This window comes from Nonomuraea basaltis (assembly GCF_005893125.1).
GTDB classification, from domain to species: Bacteria; Actinomycetota; Actinomycetes; order Streptosporangiales; family Streptosporangiaceae; genus Nonomuraea; species Nonomuraea basaltis.
Map to the genome: position 1 here is coordinate 1 of NZ_VCJS01000193.1, position 24,014 is coordinate 24,014.

The 24,014-nt window shown below is 70.2% G+C and carries 17 protein-coding genes; 15 read left to right on the top strand and 2 right to left on the bottom strand.

Annotated features, from left to right (window positions below; translation table 11 throughout):
- From EJK15_RS52220 to EJK15_RS78030, 12 genes are all read left to right on the top strand, one after another.
- The coding region (locus tag EJK15_RS52220; protein WP_138717925.1) for a serine hydrolase domain-containing protein at nucleotides 1-1,034 on the top strand (1,034 nt) is incomplete at its 5' end.
- A 29-nt stretch (nucleotides 1,035-1,063) separates the two neighbouring features.
- Nucleotides 1,064-3,289: a glycoside hydrolase family 3 C-terminal domain-containing protein gene (locus tag EJK15_RS52225; protein WP_138717926.1), complete on the top strand. Its 2,226-nt coding sequence runs from the start codon at nucleotides 1,064-1,066 to the stop codon at nucleotides 3,287-3,289.
- On the top strand, nucleotides 3,286-4,215 hold the full coding sequence (locus tag EJK15_RS52230) for an alpha/beta hydrolase (protein ID WP_138717927.1): 930 nt from the start codon (nucleotides 3,286-3,288) through the stop codon (nucleotides 4,213-4,215). Before EJK15_RS52225 ends, EJK15_RS52230 begins: the two co-directional genes overlap by 4 nt.
- On the top strand, nucleotides 4,212-5,363 hold the full coding sequence (locus tag EJK15_RS52235; protein ID WP_138717928.1) for a serine hydrolase domain-containing protein: 1,152 nt from the start codon (nucleotides 4,212-4,214) through the stop codon (nucleotides 5,361-5,363). The genes EJK15_RS52230 and EJK15_RS52235 overlap by 4 nt, the downstream gene beginning before the upstream one ends.
- Nucleotides 5,364-5,389: 26 nt before the next feature.
- Complete coding sequence (locus EJK15_RS52240) at nucleotides 5,390-7,603, top strand: family 78 glycoside hydrolase catalytic domain (RefSeq protein ID WP_240777762.1); 2,214 nt, start codon at nucleotides 5,390-5,392, stop codon at nucleotides 7,601-7,603.
- A gap of 29 nt (nucleotides 7,604-7,632) precedes the next feature.
- On the top strand, nucleotides 7,633-9,060 hold the full coding sequence (locus EJK15_RS52245; protein ID WP_171075039.1) for an MFS transporter: 1,428 nt from the start codon (nucleotides 7,633-7,635) through the stop codon (nucleotides 9,058-9,060).
- 294 nt (nucleotides 9,061-9,354) lie between these two features.
- Nucleotides 9,355-10,314: an alpha/beta hydrolase gene (locus EJK15_RS52250; protein WP_138717930.1), complete on the top strand. Its 960-nt coding sequence runs from the start codon at nucleotides 9,355-9,357 to the stop codon at nucleotides 10,312-10,314.
- The gene (locus tag EJK15_RS52255; protein ID WP_171075040.1) at nucleotides 10,311-11,498 is read left to right on the top strand and encodes an alpha/beta hydrolase; all 1,188 of its coding nucleotides are present in this window, start codon (nucleotides 10,311-10,313) and stop codon (nucleotides 11,496-11,498) included. Before EJK15_RS52250 ends, EJK15_RS52255 begins: the two co-directional genes overlap by 4 nt.
- Nucleotides 11,498-13,705, top strand: a complete 2,208-nt coding sequence (locus EJK15_RS52260) for a glycoside hydrolase family 3 C-terminal domain-containing protein (protein ID WP_138717932.1) — start codon at nucleotides 11,498-11,500, stop codon at nucleotides 13,703-13,705. Before EJK15_RS52255 ends, EJK15_RS52260 begins: the two co-directional genes overlap by 1 nt.
- A 267-nt stretch (nucleotides 13,706-13,972) precedes the next feature.
- On the top strand, nucleotides 13,973-15,187 hold the full coding sequence (locus EJK15_RS52265) for a sensor histidine kinase (protein ID WP_171075041.1): 1,215 nt from the start codon (nucleotides 13,973-13,975) through the stop codon (nucleotides 15,185-15,187).
- Nucleotides 15,184-15,855 carry a response regulator transcription factor gene (locus EJK15_RS52270; RefSeq protein ID WP_138717934.1) on the top strand — a complete coding sequence of 224 codons (672 nt, stop codon included), beginning with the start codon at nucleotides 15,184-15,186 and terminating at the stop codon, nucleotides 15,853-15,855. The genes EJK15_RS52265 and EJK15_RS52270 overlap by 4 nt, the downstream gene beginning before the upstream one ends.
- Complete coding sequence (locus tag EJK15_RS78030) at nucleotides 15,821-16,228, top strand: serine hydrolase (RefSeq protein WP_206061642.1); 408 nt, start codon at nucleotides 15,821-15,823, stop codon at nucleotides 16,226-16,228. Before EJK15_RS52270 ends, EJK15_RS78030 begins: the two co-directional genes overlap by 35 nt.
- Here EJK15_RS78030 and EJK15_RS52280 read toward each other — a convergent pair.
- Nucleotides 16,213-17,430: a serine hydrolase domain-containing protein gene (locus EJK15_RS52280; protein WP_138717935.1), complete on the bottom strand. Its 1,218-nt coding sequence runs from the start codon at nucleotides 17,428-17,430 to the stop codon at nucleotides 16,213-16,215. The two genes, EJK15_RS78030 and EJK15_RS52280, sit on opposite strands and share 16 nt — an antisense overlap.
- Before the next feature lie 50 nt (nucleotides 17,431-17,480).
- Nucleotides 17,481-19,121, bottom strand: coding sequence for a CocE/NonD family hydrolase (locus tag EJK15_RS52285; protein WP_138717936.1), 1,641 nt, complete (start codon nucleotides 19,119-19,121; stop codon nucleotides 17,481-17,483).
- 307 nt (nucleotides 19,122-19,428) lie between these two features.
- On the opposite strand from EJK15_RS52285, the gene EJK15_RS52290 reads away from it, so the two are divergent.
- From EJK15_RS52290 to EJK15_RS52300, 3 genes are all read left to right on the top strand, one after another.
- A complete protein-coding gene (locus EJK15_RS52290) occupies nucleotides 19,429-20,760 on the top strand; it encodes an MFS transporter (protein WP_138717937.1) in 1,332 nt (443 codons plus the stop codon).
- Nucleotides 20,761-20,859: 99 nt separating this feature from the next.
- Nucleotides 20,860-23,163: an alpha-L-rhamnosidase gene (locus EJK15_RS52295; protein WP_171075042.1), complete on the top strand. Its 2,304-nt coding sequence runs from the start codon at nucleotides 20,860-20,862 to the stop codon at nucleotides 23,161-23,163.
- An 8-nt stretch (nucleotides 23,164-23,171) separates the two neighbouring features.
- A partial coding sequence (locus EJK15_RS52300; protein WP_138717939.1) for a family 1 glycosylhydrolase occupies nucleotides 23,172-24,014 on the top strand: 843 nt, incomplete at its 3' end.

Here is a 24,014-nt window from a genome sequence, read left to right on the forward strand (position 1 = left end):
TCGAGTCGTTCGGCGACGCCCGTGATTCCGACCGGTTCTGCCTGTTCTCGGCCACCAAGCCGGTCGTGGCCTCGCTGGTGTGGCAGTTGCTCGGTGAGGGCCTGATCGCCCTGGAGACCCGGGTGGCCGAGGTGTGGCCCGAGTTCGGCGCCTACGACAAGGACATGGTCACCCTCGAACAGGTACTGCTGCACACCTGCGGCTTCCCGACCGCCACCATCAGCCGTGACGCCATCACCTCCCGCGAGAAGCGAGCCGCCGAGATGGAGGCGTGGCGGTTGGAGTGGCAGCCCGGGAGCCGCTACGAATACCACGCCACCTCGGCGCACTGGGTGCTGACGGAGCTGGTCCACCAGGCGACCGGTCAGGACTTCCGGCAGGCGCTTCGTGCCCGGGTCCTCGACCCGCTGGGACTGGACCGGCTGGAGCTGGGTGTGCCGGTGGAGCGGCAGGCGGACCTCAAGCGGATCACCGCGACAGGGAAGCGCTCGATGGAGGTGCTGGAGGCGCTGTTCGGGCAGCCGGTCGACGAGGCCGTCCTGGACGCCGACTCGGCGAGGGCGCTGGCCGTCGCCAACGACCCCGAGCTGGTGGCAGCAGGTGTGCCGGGCGCCAATGCCTTCTCCGACGCGGCGAGCGTGGCCCTGTTCTACCAGGAGCTGCTGCACAACAGGGCGGGGCTGTGGCGGCCGGACGTCCTGGCGGCGGCCACGGGCGAGATCCGCAACACCTTCCCGGACCCGATCCGGATGGGAGCGGCCGCGAACCGGAGCATCGGCCTGATCATCGCCGGACCCGACGACGGCGTGGCCCTGAAGATCCCCGCACTCGGCATCGAGGTGCCGCTGCGGCCGTTCGGCGGCCGGGTGTCGCCGCGCGCGTTCGGGCACGGCGGGGCGGGCGGGCAGTCCGCCTGGGCGGACCCGGCCACCGGCCTGTCGTTCTGCCTGCTCGTCAACGGGTTCGACCGCGACCTGCTGGGTGACACCGAGCGGCACACCGCCATCGAGTCGCAGGCGGCGCAGTGGGCGTGACGGTCGGCACCTCGTCGAAAGGGATGGACATGACTTCTGACCGGCTCGCGAACCTCTCCCTCGCCGAGCAGGCCTGCCTCACCTCGGGCGGCACGGCATGGACCACCAAGGCCGTCCGGGACGTCGTCCGGGCGCTGCGCCTGTCGGACGGCCCGCACGGGCTGAGGCGACCGCAGGACGGGTCGCTGCTGTCCGCCAGCGTGCCCGCCACCTGCTTCCCGCCCGCCGTCACGTCGGGCTCGACGTGGGATCCCGCGCTGGTCCGCCGCGTCGGCGCAGCCGTGGCGCGGGAGGCCTCGGCCCTCGGCGTGGACGTGGTCCTGGGCCCCGGGATCAACATCAAGCGCAGCCCCCTGTGCGGCCGCAACTTCGAGTACTTCTCCGAGGATCCGCACGTCAGCGGCGTCATGGGGGCCGCGCTGGTGGAGGGCATCCAGTCCCTGGGCATCGGCGCCTGCGTCAAGCACTTCGCCGTCAACAACCAGGAGACCGACCGGATGCGCGTCAGCGCGGACGTCGACGAGCGCACGTTGCGCGAGCTGTACCTGCCCGCCTTCGAGCACATCGTGCGCGAGGCCCGGCCGTACACCGTGATGGCCGCCTACAACCGCGTCAACGGCGTGTACGCGTGCGAGAACCGGTGGCTGCTGACGCAGGCGCTGCGCGAGGAATGGGGCTTCGACGGCCTGGTGATGTCCGACTGGGGCGCGGTCAACGACCGGGCCACGGCTCTGGCGGCCGGGCTCGACCTGCAGATGCCGCCGGACGGCAGCGATGACCAGGTCACAGCGGCGGTCAAGGAGGGCCGCCTGGACCGGGCGGCCGTCACGACGGCTGCCGCCCGGGTGCTGCGGTTGCAGGAGCGCGTGGATCGCGCGGAGCGCTTCGACGACTGGGACGTGGACGCCCACCACGAGCTGGCGCGCGAGGCGGCCCGGGCGGGCGCCGTCCTGCTGAAGAACGACGACGACCTGCTGCCGATCGACCCGATGGCGCGGCTCAAGGTGGCGGTCATCGGCGAGTTCGCCCGTACCCCGCGCTACCAGGGCCACGGCAGCTCCCGCGTGACGCCCACCCGGCTGGACGACGCCTGGGGCGCGCTTCGGCAGGCGGCCGGCCCTGAACTGGAACTGACCTTCTCCCCCGGCTTCACCGTCACCGGCGAGCCCGACTCCGCCCTGGTGGAAGAGGCCGTGGCCCACGCCGGCGAGGCGGACGTCGTGCTGGTCTTCCTCGGCCTTCCGGAGGAGTCGGAGACCGAGGGGCAGGACCGCACCGACATCTCCCTGCCCCGCTGCCAGGTGGATCTGCTGCGCTCGGTGGCCGCCGTCTGCCCCCGGGTCGCGGTCGTGCTGGCCAACGGAGGCGTGGTGTCGGTGAGCAACTGGCGGGACGACGCGCAGGCGATCCTGGAGGCCTGGCTCGGCGGCCAGGCGGGCGGAACCGCGCTGGCCGACCTGATCTTCGGTGCGCACAGCCCGTCGGGCAAGCTGACCGAGTCGATCCCGCTCCAGCTCCAGGACGTGCCCTCCTACCTGCACTTCCCCGGCCAGGACGGTCACACGGTGCACGGTGAGGGCCGCTACGTCGGCTACCGGTACTACGACACCCTGGACCTGCCGGTGGCCTACCCGTTCGGGCACGGGCTGAGCTACACGACCTTCTCCTACACAGACCTGGAGGTGGAGGAGACCGGTGAGAACGCCTGGACGGTCCGCGTCGCCGTCACCAACACCGGCTCCCGCCACGGTGAGGAGGTCGTCCAGCTCTACGTCGCCTTCGACGAGCCGCACCCCACCCGGCCCCGGCACGAGCTGCGCGGCTTCGCCAAGCTGGCTCTGGAGCCCGGCGGCTCGGCGCGGGCGGAGTTCCGGCTCAGCGGCCGTGACCTGGCCTGGTACTCCACCAAGCGGGGCGGCTGGCGCATCGACCCGGGCGCGTTCACGGTCGAGGTTGGCGCCTCCTCCCGGGACATCCGGCTGCGGGCCGAGCAGCGCACGCCGGGCGACGGCATCGCCGACGAGCTGACCGGCACGTCCTCACTCGGCGAATGGCTCGACCATCCGGTCGGCGGAAAGCTCCTGCGGGAGCGGCTCACCGAGCATCCCGGTGCCGTCAAGCTCGACGACGTCGATCCCCTGGTGCTGTCCGCCGTCGCTCAGACCCCGCTGGCCAAGTTCACCGGGCCCATCCTCGGGCTCACCCGGGAAGCCGTTACCGCGCTCGTCGCCGCTACACAGAAGGAAACCTCATGAGCAAGCACGAGTTCCATCCGGACCTCGCCGCCCGGCTCCAGCACTTCACAGGCGCGGAGGCGTCCGACCTGCTGGGCGCGCCTTTCGGCCCGCCCGAGACGTGGGACCTGAAGATCGAGGACCGCGAGATCGAGGGGCCGGGCGGGCCGCTCCGGCTGCGGATCTACCGCCCCGTGAGCGACGCGTCCGATCGGCCGTGCCTGGTGTGGCTGCACGGCGGCGCCTGGGTCGGCGGCGACCTGGACATGCCCGAGGCGCACGAAACCTCCCGGGGCGTCGGAGGGCGCGCGGACGCGGTCGTCGTCTCCGTCGAGTACCGGCTGTGCAACGAGAACGTGCACTTCCCCGTTCCGGTCGACGACGTCGTCACCGCCTACCGGTGGGTGCGTGAGCACGCCGCGGAACTCGGCGTCGATGCGGCCCGCGTCGCCCTGGGAGGGGCCAGCGCCGGCGGCAACCTGGCCGCCGGAGCGTCCCTGCGGCTGCGCGACGAAGGTGAGACGCCCTGGCAGGCGCTGCTGCTGTACCCGCTGGTGCACGCTCCGCTGCCCGAGCCCTCGGCCGAGCTGGCCGCCGCCCTGGCCAAGCTGCCCGCCGGGCTGAGCGTCCCGGACCACCTCATGGCGCAGGTGTTCGCCATCTACCTGGACGGCGCCCCGGTCGAGACGGCCTCGCCGTACGCGTTCCCAGGCCATGCCGAGGACCTGCGCGGCTTCCCGCCCACCTATCTCGACAACGACGAGTTCGACCAGCTGCGCAGCAGCGGCGAACGCTTCGCCGAGCAGCTCCGTACCGCCGATGTGGAGGTCGAGCAGGTCACCTCGCCGGGGGTGCTGCACGGACACCTCAATCTCGTCGGCCTCGACGTCGCGCACGCCACCCTCGACCGCATGGCCGCCCGTCTGCGCCAGGAAGGCATCCAGTGAGCGAGGTCGGGGGGACGTTCGAGCCGCCGTTCGAGCCGGTGGTGGCGGCCTTCGCCGAGACGGTGACCGAGCCGGAGTCGGGTGGTGCGGCGCTGTCGGTGTGGCATCGCGGCGCCGAAGTGGTGAACGTGTGGCTCGGCACCGCCGACGCCCGCACCGGCCGGGCATGGGACGAGCGGACGATGGCCGTGCTGTTCTCCTCGACGAAGGGGCTGGCGGCCCTGGTCGTCGGCTGCCTGGCCGAGCAGAGCCGGATCGACCTGGAAGCGCCGGTGGCGCGGTACTGGCCGGAGTTCGGCGTACACGGCAAGGACGAGCTCACCGTCGGGGATCTGCTGGCGCACCGCGCCGGCCTGATCTCACCTGACGCGGATCTCGGGCTGAACGAGGTGCTGGACAGCCACTGGTTCGCGGCCCGCCTGGCCGCGCAGAAGCCCCGGTGGACGCCCGGCGAAACCCACATGTACCACGCGGTCACCTGGGGTCCGCTGGTTCGTGAGGTGGTGGTGCGGGCGACCGGGCGGGAGCTGCCCGAGCTGTTCCGCGAGCTCTCGCCGGCAGAGGTGACGTTGCAGGCGACGGACGCCGAGGTCGCCCGGGTCGCGCACCTGTCCTCCTCGCCGGCGTACGAGGCGCAGGGCCGCATGCTGGAGCAGTTGCTGACCGACGAGGCGAGCAGGCGGTTCCTCACGACCGGCGGCGCCTTCCCGCTGGGGTTCGTCACCGAGGACGGCGGCTTCAACGATCCTCGGGTGCAGAAGGCCGGTCTGGTCAGTGGCGGTGGCCTCGGGACGGCGTCCGCGCTTGCGCGGACCTGGTCATCGGTGGTGACGCCCACGCGGGGGCGGCGGGTGCTGTCCGAGCGCGGCATCGCCCTGCTCACCCGCGAGCGCAGCAGCGGGCCCGGTCTCATGGACGCGGGCAACCCCGGGCCGTTCCACCGCTGGGGCGCCGGCGTGCAGTTGTCATCCGAGGCGCTGCCGTGGCTCTCCAGCGCGTCGTTCGGCCACGACGGGGCGGGCGGCCAGGCCGGATTCGCCGATCCTGACCACCATGTCGGCTTCGGCTACCTCACCAACCGCATGCAGGCCGCGAGCAACGTCCCGCAGGTCGTCTCCGCGCTGAAAGCGGTACTCGACGCGGCGTAAAGCGCGTAACGAAAGGAAACACCAGCGTGCTCGACCACGCCTTCATGATCACCGCCGATGCGGAACGCGGCACCGCCCTCGTGCTCAACACCCGGCTCGCGCTCGCCCAGCCATCGTCACAGGTGGTACGGGCCACCTTCCGGGCGACGGCCCACGGCGCGTACGAGGCGCGCATCGGCGGGCGTCCCGTGAGCAACGCCGTCCTCTCCCCCGGCTGGAGCTCCTACGAGTGGCGGCTGCAGGTGCAGGAATACGACGTCACCCCCCTCGTGGCCGACACCGTCGACGTCGAGGTGCTGCTCGGCAACGGCTGGTGGCGCGGCGGCCTCGGCTTCACCGGCCTGAACCTGGACTACGGCCCCGTGATCGGCTTCATCGCCGAACTGGAGGTGACCTACCGCGACGGCGCCGCCCAGGTGCTGGTGACGGGGCCGCACTGGAACGCGCGCCGCTCGCAGGTCACCGAGAACAGCCTGTACGACGGAGCCCGCATCGACGCCCGCCCGCCATCCGGCGAGCAGTTGCCCGTCCGCATCGTCGACGTCGACCGCTCCACGCTGGTGGCGCAGACGAAACCGGCCATCACCCGGCACGAGACACTACGGCCGGTCCGCATCTGGGCATCCCCCAGCGGGAAGACCCTCGTCGACTTCGGGCAGAACCTCGTCGGCTGGATCCGGCTGCGTGCCTCCGGCCCTGCCGGGACGGAGATCACCGTCCGGCACGCCGAAGTCCTCGAACACGGGGAACTGGCCACCCGGCCGCTGCGCGGCGCCCGCGCCACCGACACCTTCGTGCTGTCCGGCAGCCCGGAGGACGTCTTCGAGCCCACGCTCACCTTCCACGGCTTCCGCTACGCCGAGATCACCGGGCATCCCGGCGACGTGGAGGCCGTGGTGGTGCACTCCGGCATGCGCCGCATCGGCACGTTCGAGTGCTCGAACCCGCTGGTCAACCGGCTGGTGGAGAACTCCGTCTGGGGGCAGAAGGGCAATTTCCTGGACCTGCCCACCGACTGCCCGCAACGCGACGAGCGCCTCGGCTGGACCGGCGACATCGCCGTCTACGCACCGGCCGCCTGCTACCAGTTCGACTGCGTCGACGTGCTGCACGGCTGGCTGCTCGACCTCGCCGTGGAGACCGAGCATTCCGGCTATGTCCCGTTCGTGGTGCCCAACGTGCTCAAGCTCGCGCCTGCCGAGGTCCGCGCGAAGAGCGAGCCCATGCTCGGGCCGACCGCGATCTGGGGCGATGCCGCCGTCTGGGTGCCTGAGAGCCTGTGGCAGGCCTACGGCGACCGCGACCGGCTGGCCGAGCACTACCCCGCCATGGTCCGGCACCTGGAGGGAGCCGAAGCCCGGCTCTCCCCGTCGGGTCTGTGGGACACCGGTTTCCAGTTCGGCGACTGGCTCGACCCGACCGCACCGTCCGACCGGCCCCACCAGGCGAAGGCGGACTCCGGAGTGGTCGCGACGGCCTGCCTGTATCGCAGCGCCTGTTTCGCCGCCGACGCGGCGCGTCTCCTGGGCGAAGATCAGGACGCCCGCCGCTGGCGGGACCTGGCCGACCGCACCCGCGAGGCCTTCCTGAAGCACTACGTGCACGGCGACGGCACCATCCGCTCCGACGCACAGACGGTCTACGCGCTGGCCATCCACTTCGGGCTGCTGGACGGCGAGCTGCGCCAGACCGCCGGGGACCGGCTCGCAGCCTTGGTGAAGGAGGACGACTACCGCGTCGCCACCGGCTTCGCCGGCACCCCCTACGTCACCTGGGCACTGGCGGAGACCGGCCACATCGACGACGCCTACCGGCTCCTGCTTCAGGACCGGTGCCCGTCCTGGCTCTACGCCGTCACCATGGACGCCACCACGATCTGGGAACGCTGGGACTCCCTGCTGCCTGACGGCACCGTCAACGCGGGCGAGATGACCAGCTTCAATCACTACGCCCTCGGCGCCGTCGTCGACTGGCTCTACAAGACCGTCGCCGGCATCCGCCCCGCCGAACCCGGCTACGCCCGCGTCCTGCTGCAGCCCACCCCCGGCCCAGGCCTTGACTGGGCCCGCGCCACCTTGGACATCCCCCACGGCCGCATCGAGTGCGGCTGGCGCCGCCAGGACGCGGGCTTCGACGTCGAGGTCCACGTCCCGGAGGGCATCGAGGCGGACATCGTCCTGCCCGACGGCACCCGCCACACGGTGACCGGAGGCACCCACACGTTCGCAAGCGCTCTTTGACCTTCCGCACCCCCATGGGAGCCGCTGCCATGACCACGGCCCAACCTGTCCAGCCGCACATCGCCGAACCATCGGTGCCCGGCACGTCGATGACCTACTTCGGTGGGCCTCCCTTCCGCCGCTACCTGCTCCTGTACATCCTGGCGATGGCGGGCATCACGGCGGTCTACGGCGGCGTCGGCGCCGTCATCCTGCCCTTGCAGGTCCAGGACATCGAGTTCGCCCACTACTTCGTCGGTCCGGACGCCACCGCGAACTTGCAGCAACTGACCAACCTCAAGGCTCAGATCGAGGCGGGCACCGCCATGGCGACCGCCCAGCAGCAGCACCAGCTCGATCTGCTCGCCTCCTACGAGGCGGCCCGGGCGAGCAGCCTGTCGATCGTCACCGCCGTCGGCTCCATCGCCACCATGTTCGTCCAGTCCATCGCCGGGCTGCTGTCGGACCGCACCCGTTCCCGCTGGGGCCGGCGCGCCCCGTGGATCGCCGGCGGGGCCGTGCTCGGCGCCGCCCTGGTGATCGGCGCCCGGTACTCGGCCGGCATCGGCCTGCTGATCGCCACCTGGGCCCTCGCCCAGCTCGCGATCAACACCGCCCAAGGCGCTCTGGGCACCACCGTGCCCGACCGCATCCCTCACAACAAGCTCGGCACCGTCTCCGCCCTGTCCGGAATCGGAACCCTGTTCGGAGCGCTGCTCGGCGCCGTCGCCGCCGGCACCCTCTTCAGCGCCATGGGCCTGGACGCCTACTACCCCTTCGCCCTGGCCCTAGCCGTCACCGGCCTGCTGTTCGCGCTGGTCGCCCGCGACCGCTCCTCCACCGAACTGCAACTCCCCGCGGCCAACTGGCTGGCCCTGCTCAAGTCGTACGTCATCCCGCTGCGCTCGCCCGACTTCCGCTGGGTCTGGATCGCCTCGGTGACGATGATGTTCAGCTACGGCGCCTCCAACGCCTTCAGCCTCTACATGATGCAGAGCTACATCCAGCCCGCCCTCAGCACCGCCGAGGCCACCCGGCTCATCCCGGCCATGTCCCTGGCCGTCATCCCTGGCACCCTCATCGCGATGCTCGTCACCGGCCGGCTGTCCGACCGCATCGGCCGCCGCAAGCCCTTCGTGATCGGCGCCTCGGGACTGTTCGCCGTCTCCATGCTGGTGCCACTGCTGTGGCCGACGCTGGCGTCCCTGTTCGTCCAGAACGTCATCGCCGGCCTGGCCGCCGGCTGCTACCTGGCCGTGGACCGGGCCCTGCTGATCGACGTGCTGCCCGACAAGCAGGCTGCGGGCCGCGACCTCGGGCTGGGCAGCATGAGCTTCAGCTTCGGCCAGGCCATCGGCCCCGTCATCGCCGGCCAGCTCGTCGCCCTGACCGGCGGCTACGGCGTGGTCTGGGTGATCTCGCTGCTGGCCGCGCTCGCGGCCGCCGCGGCCATCATGCCCGTCAAGAAGATCAAGTGACCGGCAGGTGCCGGCATCCGCGTTCGGCACCCACGGCGAACGACAGCTTGACCCGTTGGCAGCTTCCGGTGCGGTGAATCATGTGTTACCGTCCCCTCAATATCTATCTCTACTTAGAAATTGAGAGTGGAGAGGGAAGGCCGCATCAGCGCTCCGTGGTCTGAACGACTACGTGCGGCGCGCATGAACCCCCCCGCCTTTACCTGGACCCCGTGTCCGAGCGCGGCCTGGCTAGCGCGGGTGACGCAACAGCAGCGCCGACGGAACCTGATTGTTTGGAAAGGGTAGAACAACGTGGCAGACCCCTACTGGGACCACCTCCGGGCGCTGTACCTCGAGCACGCGCAACTGGGGGGCGGTCATCTTGACGTACGGACACCGGACCCCGCCCTGGCAGCGCGACTCCGCGCACCGCGGGAAGGCGAAGCCGACTATGTCGCTCCCGCAGCTCAGGTACGCGACGTCACGGTTGATCATGAGACGGGGTCGTGCACCGTTCGCGTCTACACCCCGCACACGGTCACCAGCGGCCGGCCACTGTTCGTGTGGTGCCATGGCGGCGCCTGGGCCGCGGGCGACCTGGACGGCCCGGAGGCCGACGCGACCGCGCGGGAGACCTGCGTCCGAGCCGACGCCGTAGTGGTCTCCGTCGACTACCGGCTGGCCAAGGACGGGGTGCACTACCCGATCCCGCTGGACGACGTGGTGGCGGCGTACCTGTGGTCAGTGGACAATGCCAAGGACCTGGGCGCCACCCCTGAGCGGGTCATCCTGGGCGGCGCGAGCGCCGGGGGCAATCTCGCCGCGGGAGCCGCGCTGCGCGTGCGCGACGACGGATCGCCGATGCCGGCCGCGCTCCTGCTCGCCTACCCCTGCCTGCATGCCGAGCTTCCCCCGGCCTCCCCGGAACTGCAGGGGAAACTGGACCGCCTGCCCCCCGCCGCGGCCTTCGCCCCGCATCTGCTGACACCGATCATCGAGAACTACCTCGGCGCGCCGATCGGTGAGGCAACGCCGTACGCCATGCCGGGCCTCGCGGACGATCTCAGCGACCTACCGCCTACCATGATCATCAACGATGAGTACGACGGCCTCCGCGCCTCAGGAGAGCGCTTCGCCCAGCAGTTGCGCGACGCCGGGGTAGAGGTCGTCCTGGCCACCGTGCCCGACGTCGACCACGGCCACCTGGCCCGCCCGGCCCTCCCCCAGCTGGAACAGACCTACGCGGACATGTCTCAATGGGTCAAGGGATGACCAGGGCTTACGACAACGCCACGCTGCGGCGGCTGCTGAACGAAGAAGAGCACGCCGAGGTGAACGGCGCCGACATCCTGCTGAAGAAGGCGACGCCCGACGACCGGCCCGGATATCTGGACCCCTGGCTGCTCAGCCGCGAGGAAGAGCTGCGCAAGCTGCCTTCCCCCGTACCCAAGCCCGGCCTCACGTTCCTGTGGTCGATGCTCTTCCGGCCGGAGAAACTCCTGATCCAGATCCGCGACACCGCCCAGGGGATCGTGCTCAGCCCGGACGCCGACTCGGCGATCGACCTGACCACCGAGGAGGTGCTCGTCTTCCGGCAGGAGCTGGTGCTGTGGAAGAAAACCAATACCCTGTGGCGGTACGAGAAGAAGGCGACGAGCCAGGCACGCCGCCCATGCCTCCTCCACCTGCATGGCGGCGGGTTCTTCGCGGGCAAGCCCACCGGGCACGACCGCTTCCTCAAGTACATCGCCGAGCAGGCCGACGCCGTGGTGTTCGACCTGGACTACTCCCTGAGCCCGGAACACAAGTTCCCGCACGCGGTCAACGAGGCCTACGCCGCCGTCAGGCACATTCACGACCACGCCGACGAGTACGGCATCGACCCGGTGCGGATCGCGATCGGCGGCGGCAGCGCCGGCGGCAACCTCTCGGCGGTCACCGCCCTGAGAGCCAAGGCCGAAGGAACGCCGATCATCGCGCTGCAGATCCTCATGAACGCCGTCGTCATGATGGGGACATCACGGCCTCCCGGCTACACCTGGAGCCCAGCGGATTTCCACGTCGCCGATGCCATGAAGAAGCACGCCGGCCGTATCGTCGATCCCGCGAGAGACCGCAACCTCAAGGTCATGCTGGACCCCTACCGCGGCGGGGAGAGCACCGACAACCCGTACCTGTCCCCCGCGATGGCCGAAGACCTGACCGGGCTACCCCGCGCCCTGGTCATCACGGCCGAGATGGACAGCCTGCGCCCGCAGGCGGAGCACTACGCCGGGCAGCTCGTCCAGGCCGGTGTGCCGGTCAAGGCCATCCGCTACTTGGGCATCAAGCACGACACACCAGCCCATTTCAGCCAGGTGCCCCAGGCCGAGGCCATCGCCCTGGAGATCGTCGCCGCCATCAACGACCTGCCGGCGGCACCGGGCACGGATGCGATTCACCAGAAGGGAACCTGATGACCCGCCCTCACGATGCTCGCGACGAGCTGACCGTCGAACAGAAAGCCATGCTTCTGTCCGGTAGAGACAGCTGGACGACACACCCGATCGACGACCTCGGCATCGCATCGGTGACGGTTTCCGACGGCCCGCACGGACTACGGGTGCAGGACGACGCCCCCGCCGACAACCTGGCCCTGATGGCAAGCCGGCCCGCGACCTGCTTCCCACCCGCCGTCGCCCTCGGGTCGAGCTGGGATCCCGCGGTCGCGGCGCGGGTCGCCGAGGCCATCGGCCGCGAGGCCCGGTCGTTCGGCGTCGACATCGTCCTGGGGCCGGGGGTGAACATCAAGCGATCCCCTCTGTGCGGCCGCAACTTCGAGTACTTCTCCGAGGACCCGCTCCTGTCCGGCGTGCAGGGCGCGGCCTATGTACGCGCCCTGCAGAAGACCGGGGTCGGGGCCTCGGTCAAGCACTTCGCGGCCAACAACCAGGAAACCGACCGCATGCGCGTCAGCGCGGACGTGGACGAGCAGACGCTGCGCGAGATCTACCTGCCCGCCTTCGAACGCGTGGTGAAGGACGCGCAGCCCGCCACCGTGATGAGCGCCTACAACAGGATCAACGGCGTGTACGCCTCCCAGAACCGGTGGCTGCTGACCGACGTGCTGCGCGGCGAGTGGGGCTTCACGGGGGCGGTCGTCTCCGATTGGGGTGCCGTCCACGACCCGGTCGCCGCCGTACGTGCCGGACTGGACCTGGAGATGCCGGGCACCGGCGGGCGCAGCGCCGCCCGCCTCGTCGAGGCCGTCCGGTCGGGAGACCTGGACGAGACGGAACTCGACCGCGCGGTCGGCAGGGTCCTCGCGCTCGCCGCCTGGCGGGCGGAGAAAGCCGAGGAGATCGACCTCGACGCGCACCACCGGCTCGCCCGCGAGCTCGCCGCGCAGTGCGCGGTCCTGCTCAAGAACGACGGCGTCCTGCCGCTCGCCCCCTCCACCCGGGTGGCGGTCATCGGCGAGCTGGCCCGCACCCCGCGCTTCCAGGGTGGCGGCAGCTCCCGTGTGAACGCCGCCCGCACCGAGAGCTTCCTCGACGCCGTCACCGATGTGGACTTCCGGCCCGGCTACACCCTCGACGGCAACGGCGACCCCGACCGGCTCCGCGCCGACGCCGTCGCCTGCGCCGCCGCCGCGGAAGTGACCGTCATCTTCGCCGGACTGCCCGAAGCCGAGGAGTCCGAAGGATTCGACCGGACCACGCTCGAACTGCCCGCTGCGCAGATCGACCTGATCAAGGCGGTCGCCACGGCCGCCCCCAAGACCGTGGTCGTGCTGTCCAACGGCGGCATCGTCACCCTCGAGGAGTGGCACGACGACGTCGACGCGATCCTCGAAGGCTTCCTGCTCGGGCAGGCCGGCGGCGGCGCGCTCGCCGATCTCCTCTACGGCGTCGTCAACCCCTCCGGCCGCCTCGCCGAGACCATCCCGCGGCGGCTCGCCCACACCCCCAGCCACGCCACCTTCCCCGGCGGCCAGGGACACGTGCTCTACGGCGAGCGCACGCTCGTCGGCTACCGCGGTTACACCACTCTCGACCGGCCGGTGCGCTACCCCTTCGGCCACGGGCTCAGCTACACCACCTTCGAGACGAAGGACTTCTCCGTCGAGGTGCTTGGCGCCGACACCGCCGTCGCGCGGACGACCGTCGCCAACACCGGAGAGCGCGACGGCTCCCACGTCGTCCAGGTGTACGTCGGCGAGCCTCCCGCCGGGCCGGTCCAACGGCCGCGACGCGAACTCCGCGCCTTCACCAAGGTCTTCGTGCCCGCAGGGCAGGAGGTCTCCGTCGAGCTCCCGCTCGACCGGCGCGCCTTCGCCTACTGGGACCTCGAACTGTCCGACTGGGTCGTCACCCCGGGCGAGCACTCGGTGCAGCTCGGCCGCGACTCCGAGACGATCGAGGCCGAGGTGAGCGTCCACCTTGACGGCGACGTCGTCGTCCGCGAACTGACCCTGGACTCGACCTTCCAAGAATGGCTCGAGCATCCCATCGTCGGCCCCACCCTCGTCGACGACCTGAAATCCGACCTGGTGCGGGATGCGGCGCAGCCACACATCCTGCGCGGGATCGGATCCCTGCCGATGCAGAAAGTCGTCAATCTGCTCGGTGACAACCTTCCAGCGGGACTGATCGACACCCTCATGAGCAAGACGCGACGGTGATCCGCCGCGCTCAACAGGTTCTCCGCCGTCCTGCTTGAAGCCGCGCTCGCCACACAGCGGTTCGCACGCGATCCTCTGTCGGTTCGCGGCGGCAATGGGTTACGGCTGAGCATGCGCCAGCATTTTGGACAGCATGTTACTGATTCGTCTCAGTCTCGATTGAGCCATGCGACTCACCCCAAGCGGATCGGAGCACAAGAGGGTGTCTGCCACGTCTTCAACGGCGCGCGCGTTCCAGGTGTACCTGGGCAGGGCGTGCTCTGGCCTATGTGCCTGGAAGTGCAGGAGGGCACGGGCGTGTGGCGCAAGGCTCTGACCATCGCCCTGGACAGTGCCATGATCATGGGTTTCTTCGTGCTCACGCTGGCCACTCCGCCGCCTGGTGGGAGCTCGCCGGCGCTCATGGCAGGCCAGGGAGCCGTGCTGGTGCTGGTCTCCGCTGCGATGATTGTCCGCCGGCGGGCGCCACGCGAGGCATTGGTGGTGAGCTCGGTGGGGCAAGTGATCGCGTTCGCGTGGGACGGCGGGAGCGGCCCGCTCGACCTCGCACCCCTGGTAGCCCTGTACACCCTGGTCACGCGGGTTCCGCGGCGGCAGGCGTGGCTGATCGGTGGGGTGACGGCCGCGGCACTGGGCGGCGCTCGGACGGTGTTCCTCGGGCAATCAATGCTGGTCTCCGAGACGCTGGCGCAGATCGCCTGGGTGGGCATGGTCACGGCGGCCGGTGACGCGGTCCGCAGCAGGCGGGCGTACGTGGCCGCGATCGAGGAGCGGGCGCGGCGGGCGGAGGAGACCCGCGAGGAGGAGGCGGAGCGTCGCGTCATGCAGGAGCGGTTGCGGATCGCGCGGGAGCTGCACGACGTGCTGGCGCACCACATCGCGTTGATGAACGTGCAGGCGCAGGTCGCCGAGCATCTGCTCGACAGCGACGTGGGCAAGGCGCGCGCAGCGCTGGGGCACGTCCGCAGGGCCGGGCGCGAGGTTTTGGGCGAACTGCGCACCACGGTGGGGCTCCTGCGCAGCCCGGGCAGCGCCGATGAGCTACCCGCCGAGCCATCGCCCGGCCTGGACCGCCTGCACGAGCTCGTCTCCTCCTTCACGGCGGCCGGCATGCCGGTGGACCTGCGGCTGGAAGGCGTTCCCGCTTCCCCCACGCGGGACGCGGACGAGGCCCTGCCGGCCCCGGTGGAGCTGGCGGCGTTCCGCATCGTGCAGGAGGCGCTCACCAACGTCAGCAAGCACGCTTCCGCAGCCAGGGTGCGCGTGCGCCTGGCACGGGCACAGGGTGAAGTGATCGTGGAGATCCGCGACGACGGATCCGGCGGCGGCCGGGCGCAGGCCACCGGGCCGGGCGGTGGGCACGGCCTCATCGGGATGCGGGAGCGGGCCCTGTCGCTGGGCGGCCGGTTCTCCGCCGGGCCTCTGCCCGACGGAGGCTTCGGCGTTCAGGCCGTGCTGCCGGACGGGGAGGCGGGACGATGACGATCAAAGTGGTGCTGGCCGACGATCAGGCGCTGGTCCGGGCAGGATTTCGCGCCCTGATCGATTCGGCCCCCGATCTGCGGGTGGTCGGGGAGGCCGGCGATGGCCGCCAGGCGGTCCTCGAAGCGCGCCGGGCCGGGGCTGACGTCGTGCTGATGGACATCCGCATGCCGGGGATGGACGGGCTGGCCGCCACAAGGGAGATCACCGGTGACACCGCGCTGTCGCAGGCGAAGGTGCTCGTGCTGACCACCTTCGAGATCGACGAGTATGTCTTCGCGGCGCTGCGGGCCGGCGCCAGCGGGTTCCTGGGCAAGGGCGTGGAGGCCGCCGAACTGCAGGAGGCGATCCGGGTGATCCACCGTGGCGAGGCGCTGTTGTCGCGTGCGGCCACCAAGAGCCTGATCGCGCGGTGTCTGGCCGGGCCGGGCGCGAAAGTGGAGCGTACGCCTGACGAGCTGGGCCTGCTGACCGAGCGCGAGCGGCAGGTCATGGTCATGGTGGCGGTGGGGCTGACCAACGATGAGATCGCCGGAGAGCTGGGCATCAGCAGGACGACGGCCAAGACTCACATCAACCGGACGATGCTCAAACTCGGTGCGCATGACCGGGCACAGTTGGTGATCATCGCATATGAGACGGGGCTGGTGCGTCCGCGATCGCTGTAGCCGGCGCGGGCGCGTACTGCGATCGCAGCACGCGCGAACCCTCCTGAGGTCGGGCGATCTCCCAGGTGAGGGCCCCGAGGCCCGCCCGGCGCCGCCGGAGACCGCCCGCTTTCGCTCAGGCTCCGGCGCCGCATCGCCGGGAACGTTCGGCCACGGCGGTGCGGCCGGTCAGATCGCGTGGGCCGACCCGGCCACCGGCCTGTCGTTCGCCTACCTCACCAACGGGTCCGACCGCAACGCCGTCCGCCAGTCCCGGCGGGTCCGCGAGCTCGCCCCGGGGCCGTCGCCTGTGTCGCTTGACCGGCTTTGGAGGGCCGGCCACCCTGCGCGGCCTTTCTTCGCAGGGCGGGGCAGTCGTCAGAGGCAGGTGTAGAGGACCTCGACCAGGGAGTTGGACACCGACCAGTCCGCGCCCAGGTGGCTGCGCACGAAGCCGATCGCGACGTGGCGGACAGGGTCGGCGAAGCCGACCTGTCCGCCCGCACCGAGGTGACCGAAAGACTCGTGCGTCGGCCCGAACCGCCATGGTGCCGGGGCCTGTCCGAAATCGCCCTCGTAACCCAGGGCGTAGCGCATCTCAGGAGGCGTCAGCCATTCGGGCAGGCCGCTGTCGGGCCACAGCGCGTTCGGTCCACTGAAGCTCTTCGTGCCGAACACATTGATCGACTCGGGTGTCACGATCCTGACGCCGTCCAGCTCTCCGCCCTGCGCGAGCATCGCGTACATCCGGGCGAGGCTGCGTGCGTCGACGCTGCCGTTGGCCGCGGGGACCTCCAGTCCCCGGACCTTCGGCAGGTTGAAGAAGCCGTTATGGCTGCTGATCGTGCCGCCGTGCATGTGGATGCCGGCCTGTGACATGTGCGAGGCAGGGTCGGCACTCACCTGCTTGAACAGGGCCAGTACGGGCTCGGGCAGCGGGCTGGACTCGGCGGGCGGGTCGCTGATCTGGTCGGCTAGGCGGGCCTGCTCGGGCTCCGGAGTCCCGATGAAGATCGACAGCCTGAGTGGCTCGGCGACCTCGCGCGCGAAGAAGGAGCCGACCGTCGTCCCGGTGATCCGGCGGACCAGCTCCTGGATCAGCCACCCGATGCTGATGGCGTGATAACCGATTCGGGTGCCGGGCTCCCAGGCGGGTGGTGATGCGGCGATGCGCCGGGCGATCTCGTCGTAGTCGTCCCACCCGTTCCCGGACCAGTCGAGCAGGTCGCCCGGATCCTGGAAGCACAACATGCCCGACGTGTGGTTGAGGATGTGGCGGACGAGCGTCTTCTCCTTGCCTGCCTGGGCGTATTCGGGCCAGTAGCGTGCCACGGGCGCATCGATGTCGAGCAAGCCGCGGTCATGCAGGATGTGCGCGCAGAGCGCGGCGAACCCCTTGGTGGCCGACATGGCCGTCGTCATGGTGTCCCTGCCCCACGCGACACCGGGCCGGGCGTCGCCGGCCCAGAGGTCGACGACCTTCTCGCCTTCGACGTACGCCGAGAACGCCGCGCCGCCGCGACCGATGTCGCTGCGTGCGAACGCCTCCTCGACGGCCGCGAAGCCGGGCGTGAGGGATCCTGCGACCACGACCATGTGCTGAACTCCTTCTCGTTGATGCGGCAGAGGTTGGGCGCAAGGGGGCGTCAGGCGATCACGGGGAGCGTGATGGCCGAGCGGTGCCCGGCGTCGTGCAGGATGCGGACGTCGCACCTGGGGCCGTCGCACGCGGTCGCGAGGTCTTCACCACTGCCCCAGTTGCGCGAGAAGGCAGGGTGCGCGCAGCTGGAGATCTGCACCCGCAGCCGCTCTCCCGCCTTCACGAGCAGCCCGATCGGAAACATGGGCACCTTCACGGCGCGTACTGTTCCGGCGGCACCGAGACCGTTCTCCGGACTCATTCGAACGAGGCCGTCGGCGATGTTCGTTGAGACGCTCTTCCTGTCCACGTGGCACAGCCGGACGAAGAGGTCGGAGTGCGCGGTGCTCGTGTGGATGTGGATGGTGGCGCTCAGGTCGCCCGCGAGGCGTGTGGTCGTGGTGAACGGCGAGGACGTGAAGGTCAGCACGTCCGCCCGCTTCTCCCGCTCTGCCTGGTCCTTAGGGCCGGCGCCTGAGCCCAGCTGCGTGCCGCCGAGGCTCGGGGTCGGGTGATGCGGATCGTATGTATAGCTGTCGGGCGCCTCGTCACCTGGGGGATCGGCCGTGAGGCCGTCGCCGGCGCGCAGATGCCAGATCTGCGGCGTCGAGGGGGGCGGCCAGGACTCGAAGCCCAGCCACTCCGTGTCGCGGCACAGCTGCAGCTGGACCGGCTGGTCGTCGTCCTGGGGTCGCGCACTGGCGTTGTTGTCTCCGGCAGCCGCCTGGAACACGCGCATGGCGTCGGCGAGGCGGTGGCGGACGCCGCCGCCGTGGTTCCACGGGCCGACGCGTAGCCGCGGACGCAGCCCGCGCCGCTGCAGCTCGACGACATCCTCGATCTGGCCGGCGAGGAAGAAGTCGTACCAGCCACCCAGGCTGGTGATCAGCTCCGGCGCGTTCGAGATGCGGGGGCTGAAGTCCGAGGGCTCCCACCAGGCGTCGGACGTGTCCGGATGCTTGAGCCACTCCTGGTAGTACGGCAGTGTGCGACCGCTCGCCACCACGTCGGTGTCGCGTAGCGCGGGCTCGGCGGCGACCCTGGCCCGGAACGCGGACAGCCCGCGCCGGCCGAGCGTCGTACGGAGCAGCACTCGCCGCGTGTCGAGGTCGAGGTGGCCGATCCAGGTGGCCGCGGTCTCCAACGCGAACGCGCCGCCGGGGTAGATCACCGACTCGCTGGGGCGGGTGCTCGCGACCTGGACCGCCATGGCGGAGATGCCTTGCGCGCCACCGCCGAGCGCCGCCCACTGCGTCATGCCGACGTAACTCGCGCCGTACGTCATGACGCGCCCGTCGCACCACGGCTGCTGCTTCACCCACGCCACAGCCTCGGCGCCGTCGCGTTTCTCGTTGCGGAACGGCTCGAAGCCGCCACTCGAGCCGAATGTTCCGCGGCAGCTCTGCACGACCGTTTGGTAGCCGCGCTCGGCCAGCATCTGCGCCTCGAACGCCTTCAGCCCTTCGCGGCCATAGGGGGAGCGCAGGAGGACGACCGGTGCGGGCTCGGCGCTGCCGTGATGGTAGCGATGCGCGAGCAGCGTCACCCCGTCCGAGGTGACCATGGGCAGGTCGCGGTCGATGAACAGCTTGTGCGTCGCCTTGGGCAGCTTCAGTGCCCGCGCTGCGAGCATACGCACCAGTCTCATGCTTGTCCTCTTCGTCCCGTGTCGCGTATGCGGCCTGGGCACGAGATCCCGCTTCCCAAGCCAGTCACCGTTCCAGTGCCAAGGCGTTACTGATACGTAAAAGCTTGTCGAGGAACCTAGCTCCGAGCACGCCACAACGCAAGAGGACACGTGAGCCGGCCCGATGGCTGGCGACGGGGGTTTGCCAGAGTCACGCCTTACCACGAAATTCTCGGTTCGACGAGAAATACCTGTTCCATCGCGGTGAGCGCGTGTTACCGTCCCGTCAACATCTAAGAGGAACTAGAAATTCATCGAGGAGGGCCTGATGACGGGTATGGAGCCAGATCGCCCAGCGGCAAGTCCGCCGGATGCGGGACTCGCCGTCGCAGGCGCCGGTGGCCTCGCAGAGATCGAGCCTGAGCTGCCGGCGCGCGTGCCCAAGCGCAACGTCGCGGCGATCTGGATCGTCGCGTTCGGCGTCGGCATCTCCTCGGTCATGCCGGCGCTGGTGGTGATTCCGGTGATGATCGCCCGCATCAGTCCCGAGAACAAGGACACGGTCCTGGGAGCCGTGCTGGGAATCCAGGCGTTCGTGGGCATGGCGTTCGCACCGCTCTTCGGCGCGCTGAGCGACCGCACCACGTCACGGTTCGGGATGCGCCGGCCCTGGCTGGCGGCCGGATCCATCGGCATCATCGGCGGTCTGTTCGTCCTCGGCATGGCTGCGTCGATACCGATGATCTTCCTGGGAGTCATCATGATGGCCGTCGGCGGGTCCATCACCTCGCCGGTGCACGCTCTCACTCCGGACTCGATCCCTGACCACTACCGAGGAAGGGTCCTCGGCATCAACATGCTCATCGGCGTCGGCGCGGGCCTGATCGCCGCCATTGTCGGTCCGATGTTCCTGAACGACGAACTGATCCTGTTCGGCGGCGGCGCGGTCATGCTGGCCGTCTGCATGGTGATCGCGCTGCTGCTCATTCGTGATCGCCACCTCGACCCTCGAGACGTCCCGCGCGAACCCCTCCTCCGCGTTCTCCTGGCCGCCTACAAGGTCAACCCGAAGGAGTCCCCCGACTTCTCCTGGGTGTTCGCCAGCCGCTTCGTGATCACGCTCGGCATCGCCTTCACCACGACGTTCATGATCTACTTCCTGACCGACCAGTTGCACGTCACAGAGCAGCAACTGCCTCCGCTCATCACCCTCAACGCCATCCTCGGGCTGGTCGGTGTCGGGGCCGGATCTCTCGTCGGCGCCATCCTCGCAGACAAGATCCCCAGCCGTAAGCGGCTTGTCCTGACCTGCGCCATCTTGATCGCAGTGGGTGCCGTGATCGTGGCTTTCTCCTCCTCCGTCCCTATGTTCTACATCGGCAGCGCGATCGTCACCTTCGCCGGGGGAATGTTCATCCCGACCGACGGCACGCTGGTGATGACCGTGCTGCCGGGCGGCGACAAGCATGCGGCCAAGTACATGGCCATCATCACCATCGCCGACCAGCTGCCGCGTTCGATCGGCCCATTTGTCGCCCCTGCGGTGATCGCGCTGGGCGCCCACACCGCGCTCGGCGGCTATCCCCTCCTCTACCTGGCAGCGGCCGTTGCAGCGATCATCGGCGGACTTCTGGTCAGAAACGTCCGGAGCGTCCGCTGAATCTCACCCAGCGCGACCCGATTTCCCGCGATCGAGAAGAACCACCGTACGACACGAGGAACCATGCACCCCTTCACCCGCCGTCTTCCCGATCCTTGGATGGGAACGTGGATATCGCCCGTCGAACCCGAGGATCTGCCGGCCGACCGCCCTGCGCAGGTGCTGACGGGCATCGTGACGGTCCCCGGCGCCGTGACCAGCGCATGCCTGCACGCGACCGCGCTGGGCCTTTACGAGGTGTTCGTCAACGGCGCGCGCGTAGGGGACGAAGAGCTCACCCCCGGCTCCACCAACTACGACGAAACACTGTACGCGCAGTCCTACGACGTCACGCCGCTGCTCAGGAGCGGGGAGAACCGGATCGACATCGTCCTGTCCGACGGCTGGTACCGGGGCCGCACCGGCTCCGAACAGCGCCAGAACGCCTGGGGCACGATCACCGCCGCCCTCGCCCAGCTCGAATACTCGACGGTCTCCGGCAAGTCATATGTCTTCGCCACGGACGAGACGTGGACCTGCTGTCCCTCCCCCATCGTCCGCGCCGATCTCATGACCGGCCAGACCACCGACTTCTCCGCGATGGTGGCGGCCGCGCTGCCGGTCCGGGTCGGGCTCGTCCGCCCGCCGGTGCCGACGCGGTCGCCGGCGCCGCCGGTGCGGCGCGTCGAGGAGCTCGCCCCGATGTCGGTCACGCCGATCGCCCCGGACGTCTCGATCGTCGACTTCGGGCAGAACATCGCCGGCTGGGCGCGGCTCACCGACGTCGGCCCACCCGGCTCGGAGACGACCCTGGAGTTCGGCGAGCACCTCGACGGCACCGGGAACCTCACCACCGCGCATCTCGACACGCACACGCCCCAGGGCGAGCACATCCCCTGCCACCAGATCGACCGCGTCATCGCCGGCACCGGCGAGGAGGTGTTCGAGCCGCGCCACACAGTGCACGGGTTCCGGTACGCCCGCATCACGCACCCCGGCCGTAACCTGGGCCCCGGCTCTGTCACCGCGATCGTCGTGCACAGCGACCTGCCCCGGACCGGCTGGTTCGCCTGCAGCGACGAGCGGCTGAACCGGCTGCACGAGGCGGCGGTGTGGACGTTCCGCGGCAACGCCGTGGACGTGCCCACCGACTGTCCCACCCGCGAGCGGCTCGGCTGGACCGGCGACTTCCAGGTGTTCGCCCCCACGGCCGCGCTCCTGTTCGACATCGACGGCTTCGCCCGCAAGTGGCTGCAGGCCGTCCGGGACGACCAGTACGACGACGGCAGCCTGGCCATGTACTCGCCCGACTCGAACCGCATGAAGCACTCCGACCATCCCGCGCGGGTGGGGGGCGGCTCGGCCGGCTGGGGCGACGCGGCGGTTGCGCTGCCCTGGACGCTCTACCGGCACTACGCCGACCGCGACATCTTCGAAACCAGCTGGCCGTCGATGCGCGCCTGGGTCGAGTTCGCCCTGCGCACGGCCCGCGAGCGCCGCCACCCCTCACGCACGGGGACGCCGGCGCCGCACGAGCAGTACCTCTGGGACGGCTCCTTCCACTTCGGCGAATGGCTCGAACCCAAGACCGGCTCATCGGCGGATGTCGACGTCGCCGAGGCCTTCCGCGCGCTGCTGGCCGCCGACCAAGGAGAGGTCGGCACCGCGTATCTCTACCGCTCGACCAGCATGCTCGCGAACATCGCCGACGTTCTCGGCCGCAAGGACGACGCCGCGCACTACCGGGCCGTCGCGCAGCGGGTGCGCGCGGCGTGGCACACCGAGTACTTCGACGGCCACCGGGGACGCACCGCCTCGGACACGCAGGCGTCCTACGTGCGCGCCATCGACTTCGGGGTGATCCCCGACCACTTCGTGCCCCGTGCCGCCGACCGGCTGGCCGAGCTGATCGCACAAGCCGGCGACCACCTCGCCACGGGATTCCTGTCCACCGGATCGCTGCTGCCGGTGCTCGCCGACACCGGGCACGGCGACCTCGCCTACACCCTGCTCACCCAGACCGGCGTCCCGTCCTGGCTGGAGATGCTGAACCGGGGCGGCACCACGTTCTGGGAGAACTGGGACGGCGTCGACGGCGACGTCGCCTTGGGCTCGCTCAACCACTACAGCAAGGGCGCCGCGATGCGCTTCCTCTACAGCCACGTCGTCGGTCTCCGGCAGAGCCCGGCCTCCGCCGGGTGGCGCGAGTTCGTGGTGGCCCCCGTCCCCGGCGGCGGCCTGACCCACGCCTCGGCGACCCTCCACACCGTCCAGGGCGTCATCGAGGCTGCCTGGACCCGCACCGACGACGACCTCACCCTCACCGTCACCGTGCCCGAAGGCGCGTCGGCCACCGCGCTCCTGCCCGGCGCGCCCCCGAAACCGCTCCCGCCCGGCACCACGACCCTCAGCTCACGACCCTGAACAGGACCATGGACCTCACACTTCCGCACGACTTCCTGTGGGGCGCCGCCTCCTCCGCCCACCAGACTGAAGGCAACAACACCAACTCCAACTGGTGGCACCTGGAGAACAACCCGCGCTCTCCGCTCAAGGAACGCAGCGGCGACGCCGTCGACAGCTACCGCAGATATCCCGAGGACATGCGGCTCCTGGCCGAGGCCGGGCTGGACGCCTACCGCTTCAGCGTCGAGTGGGCGCGCATCGAACCCGCACCCGGCGAGATCTCGGGTGCGCAGCTCCGGCACTACCGGACGATGATCGAAACCGCCCGCGAGCACGGCCTCACCCCGGTCGTCACGCTCCACCACTTCACCAACCCCATGTGGTTCACCCGCGCCGGCGGCTGGAAAGACCCGGACGCGGTGGAGTACTTCGCCCGATACGTGACCGAGGTCAGCTCGATCCTCGACGACGTGCCGTGGGTGTGCACCATCAACGAACCGAACATGATCGCGGTGATCTCCGACCTGTTCGCTCAGCCGGGCACCAATGAGGACACCCGGCGGCTCGACGATCGGGCGATCACCGCGCTGGCCCTGCCCGCACCCGCCGACGACGTCTCCGACGTGCTCACCCGCGCACACCGCCGCGCGGCCCGCATCCTGCGAGATCGTACCGATGCCCGGGTGGGGTGGACGGTCTCGAACCAGGCGTTCGAGGCCGGACCCGGCTGCGAGGAGGTGCTCAAGGAGGTCAAGTGGGCGTGGGAGGACCGGTTCCTCGAGGTGTCCAGGGACGACGACTTCGTCGGGGTGCAGTCGTACACCACGAGGACGGTGGGACAGAACGGGCCACGCCCCTACGCCCCCGAC

Coding starts and splice junctions, on each gene's coding strand:
- EJK15_RS52225 (WP_138717926.1), top strand. CDS start 1,064: ATGACTTCTGACCGGCTCGCGAACCTCTCCCTCGCCGAGCAGGCCTGC.
- EJK15_RS52230 (WP_138717927.1), top strand. CDS start 3,286: ATGAGCAAGCACGAGTTCCATCCGGACCTCGCCGCCCGGCTCCAGCAC.
- EJK15_RS52245 (WP_171075039.1), top strand. CDS start 7,633: ATGACCACGGCCCAACCTGTCCAGCCGCACATCGCCGAACCATCGGTG.
- EJK15_RS52255 (WP_171075040.1), top strand. CDS start 10,311: ATGACCAGGGCTTACGACAACGCCACGCTGCGGCGGCTGCTGAACGAA.
- EJK15_RS52260 (WP_138717932.1), top strand. CDS start 11,498: ATGACCCGCCCTCACGATGCTCGCGACGAGCTGACCGTCGAACAGAAA.
- EJK15_RS52265 (WP_171075041.1), top strand. CDS start 13,973: ATGTGCCTGGAAGTGCAGGAGGGCACGGGCGTGTGGCGCAAGGCTCTG.
- EJK15_RS52270 (WP_138717934.1), top strand. CDS start 15,184: ATGACGATCAAAGTGGTGCTGGCCGACGATCAGGCGCTGGTCCGGGCA.
- EJK15_RS78030 (WP_206061642.1), top strand. CDS start 15,821: ATGAGACGGGGCTGGTGCGTCCGCGATCGCTGTAGCCGGCGCGGGCGC.
- EJK15_RS52280 (WP_138717935.1), bottom strand. CDS start 17,430: ATGGTCGTGGTCGCAGGATCCCTCACGCCCGGCTTCGCGGCCGTCGAG.
- EJK15_RS52285 (WP_138717936.1), bottom strand. CDS start 19,121: ATGAGACTGGTGCGTATGCTCGCAGCGCGGGCACTGAAGCTGCCCAAG.
- EJK15_RS52290 (WP_138717937.1), top strand. CDS start 19,429: ATGACGGGTATGGAGCCAGATCGCCCAGCGGCAAGTCCGCCGGATGCG.
- EJK15_RS52295 (WP_171075042.1), top strand. CDS start 20,860: ATGGGAACGTGGATATCGCCCGTCGAACCCGAGGATCTGCCGGCCGAC.